General features: G+C 60.4%; 14 protein-coding genes. All 14 read right to left on the bottom strand.

Annotated features, from left to right (window positions below):
- Nucleotides 1–64 precede the first annotated feature (64 nt).
- The 14 genes from ACTEK7_RS35970 to ACTEK7_RS35905 all read right to left on the bottom strand — a co-directional run bounded on the left by ACTEK7_RS35970 (nt 65) and on the right by ACTEK7_RS35905 (nt 14,585).
- Complete coding sequence (locus ACTEK7_RS35970; RefSeq protein ID WP_225131306.1) at nt 65–982, bottom strand: DUF1028 domain-containing protein; 918 nt, start codon at nt 980–982, stop codon at nt 65–67.
- Nucleotides 982–1,767: an alpha/beta fold hydrolase gene (locus ACTEK7_RS35965; RefSeq protein ID WP_225131308.1), complete on the bottom strand. Its 786-nt coding sequence runs from the start codon at nt 1,765–1,767 to the stop codon at nt 982–984. The genes ACTEK7_RS35970 and ACTEK7_RS35965 overlap by 1 nt, the downstream gene beginning before the upstream one ends.
- A 226-nt stretch (nt 1,768–1,993) precedes the next feature.
- Entirely contained in the window at nt 1,994–2,503 is a 510-nt protein-coding gene (locus ACTEK7_RS35960) for a YybH family protein (protein ID WP_225131310.1), read from the bottom strand.
- Nucleotides 2,504–3,068: 565 nt separating this feature from the next.
- Entirely contained in the window at nt 3,069–5,525 is a 2,457-nt protein-coding gene (cofH, locus tag ACTEK7_RS35955; RefSeq protein ID WP_225131312.1) for a 5-amino-6-(D-ribitylamino)uracil--L-tyrosine 4-hydroxyphenyl transferase CofH, read from the bottom strand.
- A 68-nt stretch (nt 5,526–5,593) separates the two neighbouring features.
- Nucleotides 5,594–6,301: a 2-phospho-L-lactate guanylyltransferase gene (cofC, locus tag ACTEK7_RS35950; protein ID WP_225131314.1), complete on the bottom strand. Its 708-nt coding sequence runs from the start codon at nt 6,299–6,301 to the stop codon at nt 5,594–5,596.
- On the bottom strand, nt 6,298–7,305 hold the full coding sequence (gene cofD, locus ACTEK7_RS35945) for a 2-phospho-L-lactate transferase (protein WP_225131316.1): 1,008 nt from the start codon (nt 7,303–7,305) through the stop codon (nt 6,298–6,300). Before cofD ends, cofC begins: the two co-directional genes overlap by 4 nt.
- Nucleotides 7,302–8,066: a coenzyme F420-0:L-glutamate ligase gene (gene cofE, locus ACTEK7_RS35940; RefSeq protein WP_225131318.1), complete on the bottom strand. Its 765-nt coding sequence runs from the start codon at nt 8,064–8,066 to the stop codon at nt 7,302–7,304. Before cofE ends, cofD begins: the two co-directional genes overlap by 4 nt.
- Before the next feature lie 247 nt (nt 8,067–8,313).
- Nucleotides 8,314–8,790 (bottom strand): Lrp/AsnC family transcriptional regulator, encoded by a 477-nt coding sequence (locus ACTEK7_RS35935; protein WP_225131321.1) that lies wholly within the window; start codon nt 8,788–8,790, stop codon nt 8,314–8,316.
- Nucleotides 8,791–8,818: 28 nt separating this feature from the next.
- Nucleotides 8,819–9,481: an NADPH-dependent F420 reductase gene (npdG, locus tag ACTEK7_RS35930; protein ID WP_225131330.1), complete on the bottom strand. Its 663-nt coding sequence runs from the start codon at nt 9,479–9,481 to the stop codon at nt 8,819–8,821.
- 200 nt (nt 9,482–9,681) lie between these two features.
- Nucleotides 9,682–9,915 (bottom strand): MoaD/ThiS family protein, encoded by a 234-nt coding sequence (locus tag ACTEK7_RS35925; RefSeq protein WP_225131332.1) that lies wholly within the window; start codon nt 9,913–9,915, stop codon nt 9,682–9,684.
- A complete protein-coding gene (locus tag ACTEK7_RS35920) occupies nt 9,912–12,185 on the bottom strand; it encodes a xanthine dehydrogenase family protein molybdopterin-binding subunit (RefSeq protein ID WP_225131334.1) in 2,274 nt (757 codons plus the stop codon). Before ACTEK7_RS35920 ends, ACTEK7_RS35925 begins: the two co-directional genes overlap by 4 nt.
- The gene (locus ACTEK7_RS35915) at nt 12,182–12,676 is read right to left on the bottom strand and encodes a (2Fe-2S)-binding protein (RefSeq protein ID WP_225131379.1); all 495 of its coding nucleotides are present in this window, start codon (nt 12,674–12,676) and stop codon (nt 12,182–12,184) included. Before ACTEK7_RS35915 ends, ACTEK7_RS35920 begins: the two co-directional genes overlap by 4 nt.
- Nucleotides 12,673–13,548: an FAD binding domain-containing protein gene (locus tag ACTEK7_RS35910; protein ID WP_225131336.1), complete on the bottom strand. Its 876-nt coding sequence runs from the start codon at nt 13,546–13,548 to the stop codon at nt 12,673–12,675. The genes ACTEK7_RS35915 and ACTEK7_RS35910 overlap by 4 nt, the downstream gene beginning before the upstream one ends.
- The gene (locus ACTEK7_RS35905) at nt 13,545–14,585 is read right to left on the bottom strand and encodes an LLM class flavin-dependent oxidoreductase (RefSeq protein ID WP_225131338.1); all 1,041 of its coding nucleotides are present in this window, start codon (nt 14,583–14,585) and stop codon (nt 13,545–13,547) included. The genes ACTEK7_RS35910 and ACTEK7_RS35905 overlap by 4 nt, the downstream gene beginning before the upstream one ends.
- Nucleotides 14,586–14,613: the final 28 nt, after the last annotated feature.

Here is a 14,613-nt window from a genome sequence, read left to right as displayed (position 1 = left end):
GGCAATTGCCGCCCGGCTGGCGGCGGCAGAATGCCTCGCAGAGGAGGCAAGAGGATTGAGCTTTTCACGCACCGAGGAGTTCGTTCGATGACAGCTGAAGGATGCCGACTGCGTAGAGCCCATCCACGAAGGCCCGATACTGCGGTCGCGCCGCAACGATGGCGGCAACGAGTCTCCTCCCTGAAGCGATCTCGCCGGCGCGGATCAGCAGCACGCCCTTCCAGAAGGTTGGCTCTGGATCAAAGCCGATCAATCCCTGGGCGTTCGTGAGCATGCGCAGCGCCTCTGCAAGCTGCGGACCTGTCGCTGCCGTCTCGCCCGAGAGCAGCCCGGGTGTGAAGACAGATGCGCCGAAGATCGTGTGGGCCTGAGAGAGCTTGGTGAGCCTGCGCAATTCGGCAAGCGGCTCCGGATGGTCGTCAACTCGCACATCGATGAGCCGGTTAGCCCAGGGCGCTGGAGCGATTTCGGCGGACACAACGAGGAGCGCGGCCGACATCCGGCCGCGGGCGTCACCTCCAGCGGCTTCAGCTGCATCCATCGCCGCGAGCATGCGGTCGAGAAGTGGGCCGGCAGTATCCTCGTAAGCTGCCAGCATGGCGGGAACCACGGCGTCGCTGGCCAGCATGTTTCCCAGCACCACAACGTTGCTGGCCTCGAGCTGAGCGCGGTGGGGAACGCAGCGATCGCCAGTGAACATGGCTTTGCCGCCAGCGGCATCGAGAAAGGCGACTTGGCGCAGCTCTCGGTCCTCGTCCTTCGCAAGCAGGCTCGTGAGCGCCATCGGCGCCGACACGCCGGAGGCCATGAGATCCAGCCCGTTCGGCCCGTAAGCTGGATCAACGAACGATTGGGTCGCAACAACACCAACGCCGGCTCGCGCAAACGGCACAACGCGCCCGAGGGCGAAATAATGCGATTGGCTCGCAACACCCAACTCACCCGTAACCGAATCCCGGGCGACAATCGAGTACGTCATCATCAAGACTCCACACGCTCGAGGTGCGCCTTGATCGCCGCGATCAAAGCCAGCGGATCCTCCAGCATCGGCAAATGACCGATACCTGGCAGGAGAACGTGCGGAGCATGCAGCGAGGCTGCCATTTCTGCGCCGGCTGCGGGAGGGCAAGTCAGGTCGAACTCCCCGGTCAGAACCGTCACAGGGCAATTGACGCTGGCCACATGGGCGCGGATATCGGCCGCGCAGGCGGCTCTCCACACGCGACGGATGTCGTCCTTTCCGTTTGGATTGCGCAGCGCAATGGTCTTGGCCACCACTTCGGCAGACGCGTGTGGACCCAGCGCATATTTCGGCAAGATAAGCTCAAACATTTCGGTGACGGTGTGATACTCGAGGGTGGCTAGAACAGCCGCATTGTCAGAATCTCGCGAGTAGAGCTGACTGCCTACCGCAACAACCGAGAGGACCCGTTTGGGCTCTGCAGCGGCGAGATAGACCGAAATTGCTCCACCAAGCGAACCGCCGATGGCGTGGAAGCGATCGATGCCTGCCCGGTCCACGGCATCGATGCAGTCCTGCGCCCACCGCGCAAGGTCGTACTGTTCGGCCGGCGGCGAGTCACCGAATCCACGCATGTCGGGGACAATCGTAAATCGGTCGGCGAATGCCGGAACAATTTCGGCCCACGCCGCGCCCTTGAGATTGATAGGATGCACGAACAGGATTGGCGGCCTGCTCGCGTCGGTCTCGCCATGGTAAGAAACGGCGATCGGACCGACCGGTCGCTTGATAGTGAGCCGCCTCATGAGTCCTCCACGGTCACGACGTTCCGAACGGCCGAAGGGACGCTCGATTGCGTGTGCTCTCCCTTTCCAGTGAGGCTCGCGCACTACGGTCCATCCGCTTCTCGGCGGTCACATCGGGCGGCAAGTTCAGCTGGAAAATCTTCTTTGGACGTTCTTCGCCCCGGCGGGATCAGCCTGTCCGCCGGATGTAGGCGGCGCGGCCAGCCCGGCGGGGCGCTCGCTTTGATTACAGCTTTTGGTCGTCCGTAACCGAGAAGCTCTTGCCGAAGCCTGGCGGCAGATAACCCACGCCGCGGCTGGCGTAGCTATCGCCGAACGGCTGCCGGATCTTGTCTTTGGGCGCCATCTCCGAGCAGTGGAAGTGCCAGATCTTCCACTCCGGCTTTCCCTCTCCGTCGTTGCGCACGTAAATTTCGGTGCTGCGCAGGTACTGGTCCGGTTTGTCGGCTTCCTCGAAATTGCCTTCGCAAAGCAGGTAGGCCATGTCGCCATGGAGATCCAGACGCCAGATGTGCATGACCGCAGGCTTCGATCGCGGCCTGTCCTTGAACGACTCCCAAAAAGCGGTCAGTTCCTCCCGCCCAAAGTACGGATCGCCGCTAAGGTTGAAATTCAAGAACGCGGTGCCACTCGGGAAGCAGGTTCGCATCAAGGGGATATCCCACTTGTGATTGGCAACCCACCAGTCGCGGTGCACTTTCAAAATGGCTGCTCGGTCCTCATTTAAAGTCGGCATGAATGCTCCTGATTGGTGTGATCGTTAAATTGGCCGCCGGGAAAATCCCCCTCAGATTGGCGACCTCATCGGCCTTCGGGTCAAAGACCGAGGCAGATTCTTGTGCTTACGCCTCGGCCACTAGCAGTCGCTCTGGACAGCAGTTCTGAGCGGTTCAGCTGAGCGCGCGCCAGAAACGCGAAATTTCGAGCGCTGAAGCAGGGCGTTGCCGCTGCTCGTCGTGATCCACTGACGCGGACGGCGCCAAGAATGCACTTGGATGGCCTGCAACGCTGAGCCAACTCATAGGCCGCGGAATAGTTGATCCAATGACTCTTGCGGCACAGCGCATTGCGCGCCCACAACAAGCTTGAGCTGAGAGCAACACGAAGAGATGGCGCGAAGCGCCGGCCGATCGAAGCTGGATGCGCGATCAATGCCCGGCGAAGCGTGCGCTGGCGCGATAATGCGGCTCACTTTAGGGTCCCTCCGTTCTCGATATGTGATCACAAATCAAATTCAGCGTCAAGCATTCCCGGCCGACGCCTTTCGGCATCGTCTCAGGCTCGCGCGGGACGCGCTCCCATTACGTCATTTCAAGCGCGCGGGACCGAGGGATGTTTCGCACCTCGCGATGGTCGTCCAGTCCCGTAACAATCGGAGTGAGCGCCGGAGGGTTCAGCGACGCGAGATAACGATCGTCAGCAACTTCGCCATAGAGCGTCGTACGTTGGCGCGGCAGGCGTGCCATGGCCCGGATGAGCTCTTCCATTTGTTTTGGAGCCATCTCGTGGCCATGCTGAGCACCGGCTGAACGCGAGATCGTTTCGTCCATCAGCGTGCCGCCGAGATCGTTCACACCAGCCTCAAGGCAGGCGCGAATGCCTTGTTCGCCGAGTTTCACCCAAGAGGTTTGGATGTTGGAGATTTTCGTGTGGAAGACGAGCCGCCCGATGGCATGCATGAGAACGACTTCGCGGAAGGTCGGCCCCTTGCGCGAGCGCCCTTTCAAGTAGATCGGGGCCTCCATGTGCACGAACGGCAATGGGACAAATTCAGTGAAGCCGCCGGTCTCGGTCTGAAGATCCCGGATGCGCAACAGATGCTTTGCCCAATGCTCGTAACGGTCGACATGACCGAACATGATCGTTGCGGTGCTGCGCAATCCGGCTCTATGGGCCGCTGCCATGACCTGCAGCCATTGCGCGGTGTTGATCTTGTCGGGACACAGAATCGCGCGGACCTCGTCGTCCAGGATTTCTGCGGCGGTCCCGGGCAATGTACCAAGACCGGCGTCCTTCAACTCGCGCAGAAACTCATCGACCGAAACTCCGAGCGTCTTGGCCCCCTGAAACACCTCCAAGGGCGAGAAAGCATGGATATGCATTTCGGGCGTGAACTGCTTTACGGTCCGACAAATCTCAAGATACTTTGCGCCGGTGTAGGCGGGATGGATGCCGCCCTGCATGCAGACTTCGGTCGCGCCACGCTCCCAGGCTTCGCGCGCGCGCCGCCCGATCTCATCCATGGAAATATCGTACGGCCGCCCGCGCAAGTTCTCGGCGAGCTTTCCTTTCGAGAACGCGCAGAACTGGCACCTGAAGTAGCAGATATTAGTGTAGTTTATGTTGCGGTTGACGACATAACTAACGCAATCCCCATTGACGGAGCGGCGCAGCTCGTCAGCAGCGCGGCACACGGCCGTGAAATCGCACTCCTCGGCTTCGAACAGCGACACGATCTCTGCCTCGTCGAGTCGTGCCCCAGAATGAGCCTTTGCGACGATTCTCCGAAAGCTGCCGGTTAGGACGGCGGGCGAGCTGGCATCTTCACGCAGCATCGCGAGGTCCCCGGCAGGCGGCTCGCACCTCGCTCCAGGGCACCATTCGTCTCGGCGCGGCCAGCCATGTCCGTCGACAAGACCGAGCAGGTTCTTCTGCAGCGACATGTCAGTCCAGCGAGCATATTGACGCGCATAGGGCGGATAAACTGCGAGGCGTTCGACGAGCGTCTTGCCGCATTGAACGGTGGCCTCGGAGAGACGTGCCAGATGCGGCCATGGCGCCTCCGGATTGACATGGTCCGGTGTAACCGGGGATACGCCGCCCCAGTCATTGATGCCAGCGGCCAGAATCTTGTCCAGTACGCCCGGGCTGAGATTGGGGGGAGCCTGGATGTTCATGTCGGGCCGGAACAGCAATCGCGCGAGCGCAATGGTCCACAGATGCTCTTCCATTGTTGGGGCCGCCGCGCCCCTCATGCGGGTATCCGGCTTCGGCTTGAAGTTCTGGATAATGACTTCCTGAATGTGCCCGTAGCTTTCGTCTAAATTGCGCAATGCAAGCAATGAGGAGATGCGCTCAAGCGGCGTCTCGCCGATACCGATGAGCAATCCGCTCGTGAATGGGACCGAGAGCTGGCCTGCCAGTTCAATTGTCCGCAACCGACTTCCAGGCTCCTTGTCAGGTGAGCCGAAATGTGGCCCCCCGGGCTCGCACAGTCGTGCCGAGGCGCTCTCGAGCATGATCCCTTGCGAGATGGAGACCTTGCGCAAAGCTGCGATATCGTCGGCCTCCATCAAGCCTGGATTGAGGTGCGGCAACAAGCCAGTCTCGCAGAAAACCACGCGCGCGGCTTCCTGGAGGTAGGCGAGCGTCGATGCAAAGCCCATCTCGTGCAGCTCTCGCTCGGCCTGGCGGTAGCGCAGCTCAGGCTTGTCGCCCAGCGTAAACAGCGCCTCCTTGCAGCCGGCCTCACGACCGGCACGCGCGATCGCCAGCACCTCATCGATGGTGAGGTAGGCACGCTGCCCTTTTTGGGGCGGATGGGCGAATGTGCAGTAGTGGCAGACATCCCGGCATAACTGGGTCAGCGGAATGAAGACTTTTCGCGAGTAGGAGATCTTTCTGCCGTGAGCCTCATCCCGCTTTGATGCCGCCATCCGCATGAGATCGGGAAGGGACACGTCGCTGACGAGAGACATGGCCTCGGAAGCGGAAATGTCACTTCGCCTCAAGGATTCCAGAAGCATCCGATCCACCATTCTCAGAACTCCTCACGCTCCGCGAAAAACGTCGGAGCTCTCTGCATTTTGGGCAACCAACCCCGAGCTCACTTCGGCCGCCGCATCGACGCTTGCGCGCCCCGTCCGTCCGTTCCCATCCCCAGCCGCCTTTGGCCGAGATTAATCGAACGCAAATAGCGATCGGTGGCTGTGGACGTGTTCAGGTCAAGAAAATCAAAGACATCGGCGGGAGCATCGAGATCAAGCCCAATCCTTGCATTGCGGCACACGATAGGCTGAATGCCGAGCCTATCGGCTGCGGCGATGTGGCGGGCGAAGCTATCGGGGCCGAAACACGGCTGCAAGGCTCGCGCTACGGTGAATGCAACCGCGTTGGTGCCGCCATCGCGCGGCGCCGGCACGATCACGGCGTTGCCTTGCGCGGCTTGGAGGAGCGTCGAAACGTCCTCGCTCAAGATAGCCGGCACATCGCTCGGCAGAACAAGGATGAGTTCGTCCCCACGATTTTCGACCGCGGCGAGCCCGGCTGCCACTGCCGCATTGGTTCCGTCCGCACCGCCGTCACCAATCACGACAGTCCCCAGACGAGCCGCCTCTTGAGCGACATCCTCAGCATTTGTTACCACAGCGATATGATTTAGTTTTATCACGCCACATGCCGCGCTCAGAACATCGCACAGCATAGACCGGGCCAACAGGGCGCGCTCGGATGCCGTCAGCAATGGGGAGAGCCGCTGCTTCGCGCACGAGAACGATTTTGCCGGGATGACTACCCATGCATCACGTGTCGTCATGATGCGCCTCCCTTTGAAGGGGCCCTGCCCCGCCGCTCGTGCGTTGCGCGAAGGTTTTCGCCGAAGGCAAGCGCATGCTCTGCGAGCATGAACTTCGACTGCATGTCTGTCATGAGCGTAGGCGCCGGGTGTACATCGACCCCCAGGTCGCCTGCCCCTGCCGAATCGGCAATATCTATGATCAGGCCATCGAGCAGCCCCGCATAATGCCTGGAAATCTCTGCATTTGACGGCTCAAGGCCGAGTTCGTCCATGATCTTGCGCGTCGGTCCTTTGATTGCCTGACCGCCGATAATCGGGGAAATGGCCACAACGGGAACGCTGGTCGCGCGCAGTTTTTCAGCCATCCCTGGAACAGCCAGGATTGGATCGATGCTGAGATAAGGATTGGAAGGACATAGGATGATGAGGCGGAGATCCTCGGCATCGAATGACGCAAGCACCTCCTCGCTCAGGCGAGCGTTTTGCGCCCCGCTGAACCGGATCTGCTTGACAACCGGTTCGCAGCGACGCTCGACGAAATAGCGCTGGAATTCGAGCTCGCCTTCCGTGGTGTCGAGGATGGTCGAAAGTCTGTCATTGGTGACGGGCAGCACAGCTGAAGCGATCCCGAGCCGTCGTGCAATGTCGCTGGCAATCGCTGTGAGACTTTCTCCCCTTAAGCGGCGGCGGGTCCGCTCGATATGCATCGCCATATCGCGATCCCCGAGCAAGAACCAGGTCTCGCCGCCGATCTGCTTCAAGGCCTCCATGAAGTTCCAGGTCTCATCGGATCGGCCCCAGCCGCGCTCGGGATCGCTGAGACCGGCGAGCGTATAAAGGACTGTATCGAGGTCCGGCGAGATATGGAGTCCGAGATGCTCGAAATCGTCGGCCACATTGATGACCACGGTCAATCGTTCTCCGAGAACGTGCTGTAATCCAACAGCGAGCTTTGCTCCTCCGACGCCCCCGCAGAGCGCCACAACACGCCCTTTTCCCGGCAAATGTGACCGCCCGTTCATCTGAACATATCCCGTTCTTTCGCACGCACGAGCGCGGACGCCGAATTGATAGGCGCACGAGAGGAGAATCCACGAACATGGATTACTGGTTGGCCTTCGGCCGCCTGTCCCATCAAGAGCGAGGCGGCGGCCGCCAGCTCATCCGCGACCGCGATCTCTGTTACCTGCATGGGCCGGCCGAACAGATCGGGCTTGCCGATCATGCTCTGAAGGGCAGGAATTCCAGCACTTCCAAGCGCCACACCTACGACGCCGTTGCGCCATGGACGGCCGAAGCTATCGTTTATGATGACGCCGACATCGACCCCGAATTGTCGATCGAGGCCGCGCTTGAGGTGCCGGCAACTGTCATCCGGATCTTCAGGCAGCAACAACACGCGATGGCCGCGATCCTGCTCGATATTGGATTCATCTATGCCGGCGTTCGCCATCACGAAGCCGAGGCGGTGAACAACGATGATCACATTCTGTCTTGCGCGAAGGACCTCGGTGGATTCTGAGAGTACCACCTCGATGTGCCGGGGATCTTTGCCGACCGTTTTTGCAAGCTCCACAGCGCGGTCGGAAGGCCTCACATCATCGAGATAGACGTACCTGTTTTCCGCCTTCGACACGATCTTTTGTGCGACGACAAAAATATCGCCAGATGCCACGGCGATCTCTCCGGTCTTCGCGCCATCCGCGATGACACCAACCAGATCGTCGCCAGGCCCCACCAGAGGGATCCCGGGAAGGGCGCTGTATGTGATGCTCCTCGTCATCGCGACTTTTTCCTCCTTCGCCGCTGCCCACACGTCTTGTTGTTTCTGGCGCGGGGCATCTCTCCTCGAATACGATCTCTACGCGCCGTACCCGAAATCAGTTCTGTATCCTATCTGCTTCTCCCTTAAGCAGACCCTGGCACACCTCCTGGATAAGTCTTCGACGTTCGCATCCTTCAAGCGTGCTGACGCGCGTTTCCGTGCTATCTCTTGCCCTTATTCCGAACTCCGCTTCGCAACGGAGAGGCTAGCCATGAAGCGCCGCCGGAGAAATTGACCGCTTTATGACAGTGCGCATTGCGAAACTCGATTGCAGTCTTGCCACCCCCGGCAGGCGTGACAGGTGCTGCTTATGAATGCGTTCGTAGTCCTCCATGTCGCGCGCCAGTACCGAAAGCCGATAATCGTCCGTACCGGACATCAGATGGCAGGCGATCACGTCGGGGCATTTCTGAATTTCGGCTTCGAAAGCCCTGAGCGCGCCCTCGCTTTGGCGGTCAAGCGTGATGTGGACGATCACGGTGAGGGGAAAGCCAAGCGAGTTTGCATCGATCTCGGCCGAGTAGCCTTTGATGATCCCGGCTTTCTCCATTTGCAGCACGCGCCTTGCGCAAGACGTTGCCGAGAGGCCGACCCGTTCGGCCAACGCCAGCTGGCTTATGCGGGCATCCCGAATGAGTTCGCTTAGGATTTTGCGGTCTAGAGGATCGAGGGCTGTGAGCATCGTTGCGAACGCCCGTGTGGTTTTCCATTCAGGTCAGGCCGGAAATCGTGATGCCGGCACCCTTCACCTTGTATTTGCGGTTGATCGCGATCAGGACGGAGGTGAGGGCCTCGGCTGCAGCGGAGTTCGCGAGCGCACCGCCATCGATCCCGCGATTGCTCACCGCATCCGCCAGCAACATCACCTCCTTGCGGGCCTCAGGATCATCGCTGAACACCAGAACGTCGCAGTCCGCCTTTCCTCCGGCATGGAGCTTCTGTGAGCCGACATTGTGAAACGCTCCGACCACCCGCGAACTCGGATCAAGCTGCGATTGGGCGATCAGCGCAGCCGACCCGGCGCTCGGGAGTTGAACAACAGAGACCTTCGGCGGCACGAGCGGCACGACCGCGGTGACAACAATCTTGCCCTTGGCCGCGTCCTTGATCTCGGCCAGGCTTGTCTCATAACTGGAGAATGGCACCGCAACGACAACAATATCGCTCTTCGCCGCGGCGGCAGCGTTGGCCTCGCCAGTCACATTGGCGAACCCGTCGGATTTTAAGAGCGCGACTGCATCCTGAGCGCGCTCAATCGAGCGCGATCCAAGAATGACGGAATATCCGGCGCGACTCCAGCTGCGGGCAAGGCCGGATCCGAGATCTCCAGTGCCGCCGACGATCGACAAAGTCGGAAGGGGCGCGTTCGACATTTGGCTTACACTCCTTTGCTTGCGGCATGACGCCTTGACAGTGAAACTCTGCTTCGCTCGAGCGTGCTTGACCGTATTCACACCAGGCCGAACACTCAATAGATCAGTCGCACCGCTCCTTCACGTGAACGAATTAGTTCAAAGACGGCTCGATCGCGGGTCAACACTTCTGGGTCCGTCGCCGAACAAAGAAGTTCATACTAGCCGCCTTCAAGATAGGGAAAGAAATTGAGCTCGGCTCCGTCTTTGACTTCAGCTGACAACGGCACGACCATGTCACCAATCGAGGCCAGCCAGACATCATGCTCGGCGCTCAACGAGCCGATCACGTTGAGAATCGTCGCTCCCTCGGGGAGGTCAAGCTGAATGGATCCAACCCCGCCGGGCAAGAACCGACGGAGATTTCCATGCATATTGACCTCGACGCGGATCATGAGTGCGGGGCTCGCATTGTGGCGGCAATCTTTTCAGCGGTCATCGGCAGCGAGTTCGGCCAGCAGCCAGTCGCCGCCGCGATCGCATTGCCGATTGCAGCCGGTGGTTCGATGCATGGTGGCTCTCCAACGCCCTTGGCACCGTAAGGACCGGCAGCGGATCGGCATTCGACGATAATGCTCTCGATCTCCGGGACATCCATCGCCGTCGGCATCTTGTAATCTGTCAGGTTCGCATTCATGACGCGACCGTCCTGATAGACGATCTCTTCCGACAGGGCCTGGCCTATACCTTGCGCCACGCCACCCTCGATCTGTCCCTCAATATAGGTCGGATTGATCGCATATCCGACGTCCTGGGCCACGACATAGCGATTGATCGTCACTTTGCCCGTGGCTTGATCGACCGAAAGGTCGACGGCGTGGGCATGGTAGCTCGGCGTATTCCAGACCGGGAGCGGATGGTTCTTGACGCGTGTCGGATCGTAGGCTGGTGCCGGTGAAATGGCTGTGCCATGCGCAATGAGCCCGCCACCGGCAAGACGCGAGATGCGTGCCAGCTCCGCAATCGAAATCGACTTGTTGCCGACGACCACGTGCTTGTCCTGCAGCTTCATATCCTCAATCGGTGCTTCCAGCTGCTTGGCCGCGAGTTCGAACATCTGACGCCGCAGCTCTTTAGCTGCCGCAACGCACGCATTGCCCACAGAAAAGGTCGTACGGCTGCCTTGAGCGCCGTAGTCGAACGGCGCGGCCTGAGTGTCCACCCCGGTGACGTTGATGTCCGTCAAGTCCAGAGACAGCTCCTCGGCGAGCACTTGAGCGGCTCCCGTGATCGCGCCGGTGCCGATTTCAACGGCGCCGCTGACGAGCGTCGCACTCCCATCGGGATTGATCTTGACATAGACACCAGACGAGCCACCCGTCGTCATCCACCAGCTGCAGGCGATGCCCTTGCCCCGTCCTGGCTCGGGATTACGATCTTGCCAGCCGATCGCATCGGCTGCCTTGCGCAGACATTCCTCGATGCTCACAGAGGTGTGCGTCTCGCCCGAAGGGCCTGGATCCCCCTCCTTGACGATGTTGCGCAGGCGCATTTCGAGAGGATCCAGGCCGAGATCCTTTGCGATCATGTCGATCTGGCTTTCCATCGCGAAATTCGCCATCGGTCCCGCCGGAGCACGGAAGGAGCCAGAATGGACCTTGTTCGTGTAGACAGCGATGCTTTCGAACGCGAGCGCTCCTGTCTTGTACGGACCTGCCATGACCTGAAGTGCGATAGCAGCCGTGCCTGGACCTGAGCCGGCATAAGCGCCACAATCCACGATGACCCGACCGCTTCGGGCAAGAAGATGCCCATCCTTGTCAACGGCAGTTTTGAGCAGAACCACGGAAGCCTGACGCGGAAGCGCGGCTATAAGCTCCTCTTCGCTCGTCGACATCACTTTGACCGGGCGGGCAGTCTTGCGCGCCAGGAGAGCTGCGAAGTGCTCGACACCGATCCTCAGCTTGCCACCGAAGCCACCACCAATTCCCGGCACGGTGACGCGCACCCGCGCGGCCGGCAAATCGAGGATTTCGGCCAATGTCGTTTGCGTGTCGAACGGCAATTGGGTGTTGCACCAGACCGTCACTATCCCGTTCGCATCCCAATCCGCGGTCGCAACGCGCGGCTCGGTGTATCCTGGATGCTGAAGCGAGGTCGTGAACCGATGCTCATAGACCTTATGAGCCTTTGCGAAGGCTCCTTCGACATCGCCGACGTGAATACGGGCGTGACCTGCGATGTTGTCCTTGCGCGAAATGATCGGGAGCGCCTTGTAGGTTTCCCAATCAGGATGGATGCGGATATCGCTTGTGAGCGCCTCTTCCGGATCGTACAGTGCCGGTAGATCCTGATATTCAACCTTGATGGCTTCAATCGCGCGCTCGGCGATCTCGCATGACGTGGCAGCGACCGCGGCGATCGCATGTCCCATGAACAGGACGCGATCGGTTGCAAATACGGTCGTGTCGCGCACCGCCGTTCCATAGCGGACCTGCGGGATGTCAGCGGCGGTGATGATGCCACGCACGCCTGCGATCGCAGCCGCGCGCGAGATGTCGATGTTCTTGATCAGAGCGTGCGCGCGAGCACTGCGCAGGATCTTGCCGTAGAGCATACCGGGCAGCTTGAAATCCGCAGCGTAAACGTGCTTTCCGGTAACCTTGCCGACGCCATCCCGCCGGGGCAGGCGGTGACCGGCAACGCGATGGGTTTGAGCGTTCATTGCTTGGCTCCCGAAAGTGCGATGCGCTCTGCCGCGGTTTCCACGGCATCGATGATCTTGCGATAGCCGGTACAGCGGCAAAGGGTACCTGCGATAGCTTCCCTGATCTCGTCGCGCGAGGGGCGGCAGCCCGGATTTTCGTCCAGGAATGACTTTGCCGTCAGGATCATGCCCGGGATGCAGTAGCCGCACTGAACGGCGCCGCATTCGATGAATGCTTCCTGAAGGGGATGCAGATGCTCGGGATCGCCGATCCCCTCGATCGTGGTGATCGAGCATCCCTCAGCTTGCCCCGCGAGCAGGATGCAGGAATTGACGGCCCTTCCATCGAGCAGCACCGTGCAGACCCCGCACTCTGCTTCCAGGCAGTTCTCCTTGGTGCCCATCATGCCGATCCCGTTGCGCAGGACCTGTAGCAGCGTCCAATGAGGCTCAATGAGCAGCTGATGGCTCTCGCCATTGACAACGATATTGAGAATTTTCCGGTTCATTGATCCTGTTCCCGAATTCGTTGCAAACATGTCCCGAGCGCGCGCTCGACCATGACCGCGACAAGACCGCGGCGGTAGCCGGCCGACGCGCGAACATCAGAAATGGGACTGGAAGCCTCTGCCGCGATCCTGCCCGCCTCCACAAAGCTTTCCTTTCCGGCAGATCTGCCGATGAGATAACTCTCCGCCTGTTCGGGCCGGAACGCCTTTGGGCTTGCGGCTCCGATTGCCAGGCGCACTGAAGCGCAACGCGAGGTGGAGGCATCCAGCGTCAAGCAAGCTGCAACACAAACCACCGATATCTCCATGGCCCGCCGGCGCCCTTCTTTCAGGAAGGCGGTTGCGGATCCGGCCGGAAGCTTGGCAAATCGGATGCTGGTCACGATCTCGGCGGGCAAGAGATCAGTCTTTCCCGGGCCGACGATGAAGTCGCGCAAGGGGACGGAGCGCCGTCCATTGGGACCTGTCATGTCGAGGCTTGCATCGAGCGCGAGCAGTGGCGGCACAAAGTCGGCGGCAGGAGAAGCATTGACGATGTTGCCGCCGATGGTTGCGATATTTCGTACTTGATGGCCACCGACGACGCTGGCAGCTTCGACCAACGCTCGCAGATTACCCCGAAACGCAGAATGCGTTTCGATCGTGCGGTACCTCGTTAACGCGCCAAGGGTGAATGCTTCGGTAGTCTCGGTGATTTCGCTCATTCCGGCCAGGCAGGCGACATCGATCAGATGTACGGGATCGATCTTCTTCCGATTGATCTGGATAACCGTATCGGTCCCGCCGGCGACATAGCGCGCGGTCGGCGCAAAGCGTTGAGCAAGGTCGATAGCTTCAGTGACCGTGGCCGGCCGATGGAGATCAAAGCTCATGGCTTGCTCCCTTCCAGCGCCTGGGCGGCAGGCCACACCTCGGAGCCCATCTTGGCGATCGTATCCTCGATCGTACCTCCTTCGGGAGCGAAGGGCATGATGATAATCCCGTCGACGCCGGCCTGGCGCAGTTCGATCACACGCGCGGTCACCTCCTCCACATTGCCGGCCAAAGTGAAGGCGTTGATATGGCGATCGGTCACGTATGGCAGCAGAGGAAGGTAAGGCGTCACCCCGGCGGCGTAATGGGCGCCCTGGACAGAGGCGAGCACGTCCTCCGGCAAGGTCAGCCCCTGCTCTTCGGCTGTTTCAAACTTGAGACGCCCTGCCCCGAGCAGTCTTGCAACCGTCGGCCGAAGCGCGTCACGGGCGGCCTGACCGTCTGAGGCAACACAGGCATTGAGCCGAACGATCAGCCTGACGGATTTGGGATCGCGGCCCGCCTTCCTGGCCCCATCGTCCAGTCTCGCGCGGAAGGCCTTGATTTCCGGAGCATTGCCGCCGGCCTCCATGAACGCGGCATCGGCGCAAGCGCCTGCCGTCCGTTGGCCGAGCGGACCATTGCTGGCCACATAGATTGGGATATCGGCGCGAACAGGGGTGAAATTCAGCTTGCCCTCCTTGAACCGAATGACCTCTCCCTCGTAGGTGACGGTCTCGCCGCGCAGGAGCATCCGAATGACCTCGATCGCTTCGCTGATAGCGCGCGCCGGCTTCTTCCGATCGATGCCAAGCTCAGCAAAACCGGAAATACCGGCGCCGAGGCCGAGAATTGCGCGCTTGTTGGAAATCTCGTCGAGCGTCGCAATCGCCATGGCCGTCAGCGCCGGATGTCTGGCGTAGGGATCTGTCACGCAAGGTCCGAGCCTGACCCGAGACGTATTTTGTGCAAAATATCCAAGACACGAATAGACCTCCCGATAGAACCGTTCATCGGCAAGCCAGACCGTGTCGTATCCGCTCGCTTCGGCGAGCTTCACGCGATCAAGCATCTTGGCCATTGGCGCGTTGCCGAGAATCAGCAGGTCGAGGGTCATCTTGTTGGTGTCCTGTTTGCGCTTACGT

This window comes from Bradyrhizobium sp. JHI2711, from assembly GCF_056156565.1.
Note: the sequence above shows the minus strand (reverse complement) of the source record. Positions and strands in the feature narration are given on the sequence as shown.

What these genes read in the sequence shown, in the direction of transcription:
- ACTEK7_RS35970 (WP_225131306.1), bottom strand. Translation starts at nt 982, where the DNA reads ATGATGACGTACTCGATTGTCGCCCGGGATTCGGTTACGGGTGAGTTG.
- ACTEK7_RS35965 (WP_225131308.1), bottom strand. Translation starts at nt 1,767, where the DNA reads ATGAGGCGGCTCACTATCAAGCGACCGGTCGGTCCGATCGCCGTTTCT.
- ACTEK7_RS35960 (WP_225131310.1), bottom strand. Translation starts at nt 2,503, where the DNA reads ATGCCGACTTTAAATGAGGACCGAGCAGCCATTTTGAAAGTGCACCGC.
- cofH (WP_225131312.1), bottom strand. Translation starts at nt 5,525, where the DNA reads ATGGTGGATCGGATGCTTCTGGAATCCTTGAGGCGAAGTGACATTTCC.
- cofC (WP_225131314.1), bottom strand. Translation starts at nt 6,301, where the DNA reads ATGACGACACGTGATGCATGGGTAGTCATCCCGGCAAAATCGTTCTCG.
- cofD (WP_225131316.1), bottom strand. Translation starts at nt 7,305, where the DNA reads ATGAACGGGCGGTCACATTTGCCGGGAAAAGGGCGTGTTGTGGCGCTC.
- cofE (WP_225131318.1), bottom strand. Translation starts at nt 8,066, where the DNA reads ATGACGAGGAGCATCACATACAGCGCCCTTCCCGGGATCCCTCTGGTG.
- ACTEK7_RS35935 (WP_225131321.1), bottom strand. Translation starts at nt 8,790, where the DNA reads ATGCTCACAGCCCTCGATCCTCTAGACCGCAAAATCCTAAGCGAACTC.
- npdG (WP_225131330.1), bottom strand. Translation starts at nt 9,481, where the DNA reads ATGTCGAACGCGCCCCTTCCGACTTTGTCGATCGTCGGCGGCACTGGA.
- ACTEK7_RS35925 (WP_225131332.1), bottom strand. Translation starts at nt 9,915, where the DNA reads ATGATCCGCGTCGAGGTCAATATGCATGGAAATCTCCGTCGGTTCTTG.
- ACTEK7_RS35920 (WP_225131334.1), bottom strand. Translation starts at nt 12,185, where the DNA reads ATGAACGCTCAAACCCATCGCGTTGCCGGTCACCGCCTGCCCCGGCGG.
- ACTEK7_RS35915 (WP_225131379.1), bottom strand. Translation starts at nt 12,676, where the DNA reads ATGAACCGGAAAATTCTCAATATCGTTGTCAATGGCGAGAGCCATCAG.
- ACTEK7_RS35910 (WP_225131336.1), bottom strand. Translation starts at nt 13,548, where the DNA reads ATGAGCTTTGATCTCCATCGGCCGGCCACGGTCACTGAAGCTATCGAC.
- ACTEK7_RS35905 (WP_225131338.1), bottom strand. Translation starts at nt 14,585, where the DNA reads ATGACCCTCGACCTGCTGATTCTCGGCAACGCGCCAATGGCCAAGATG.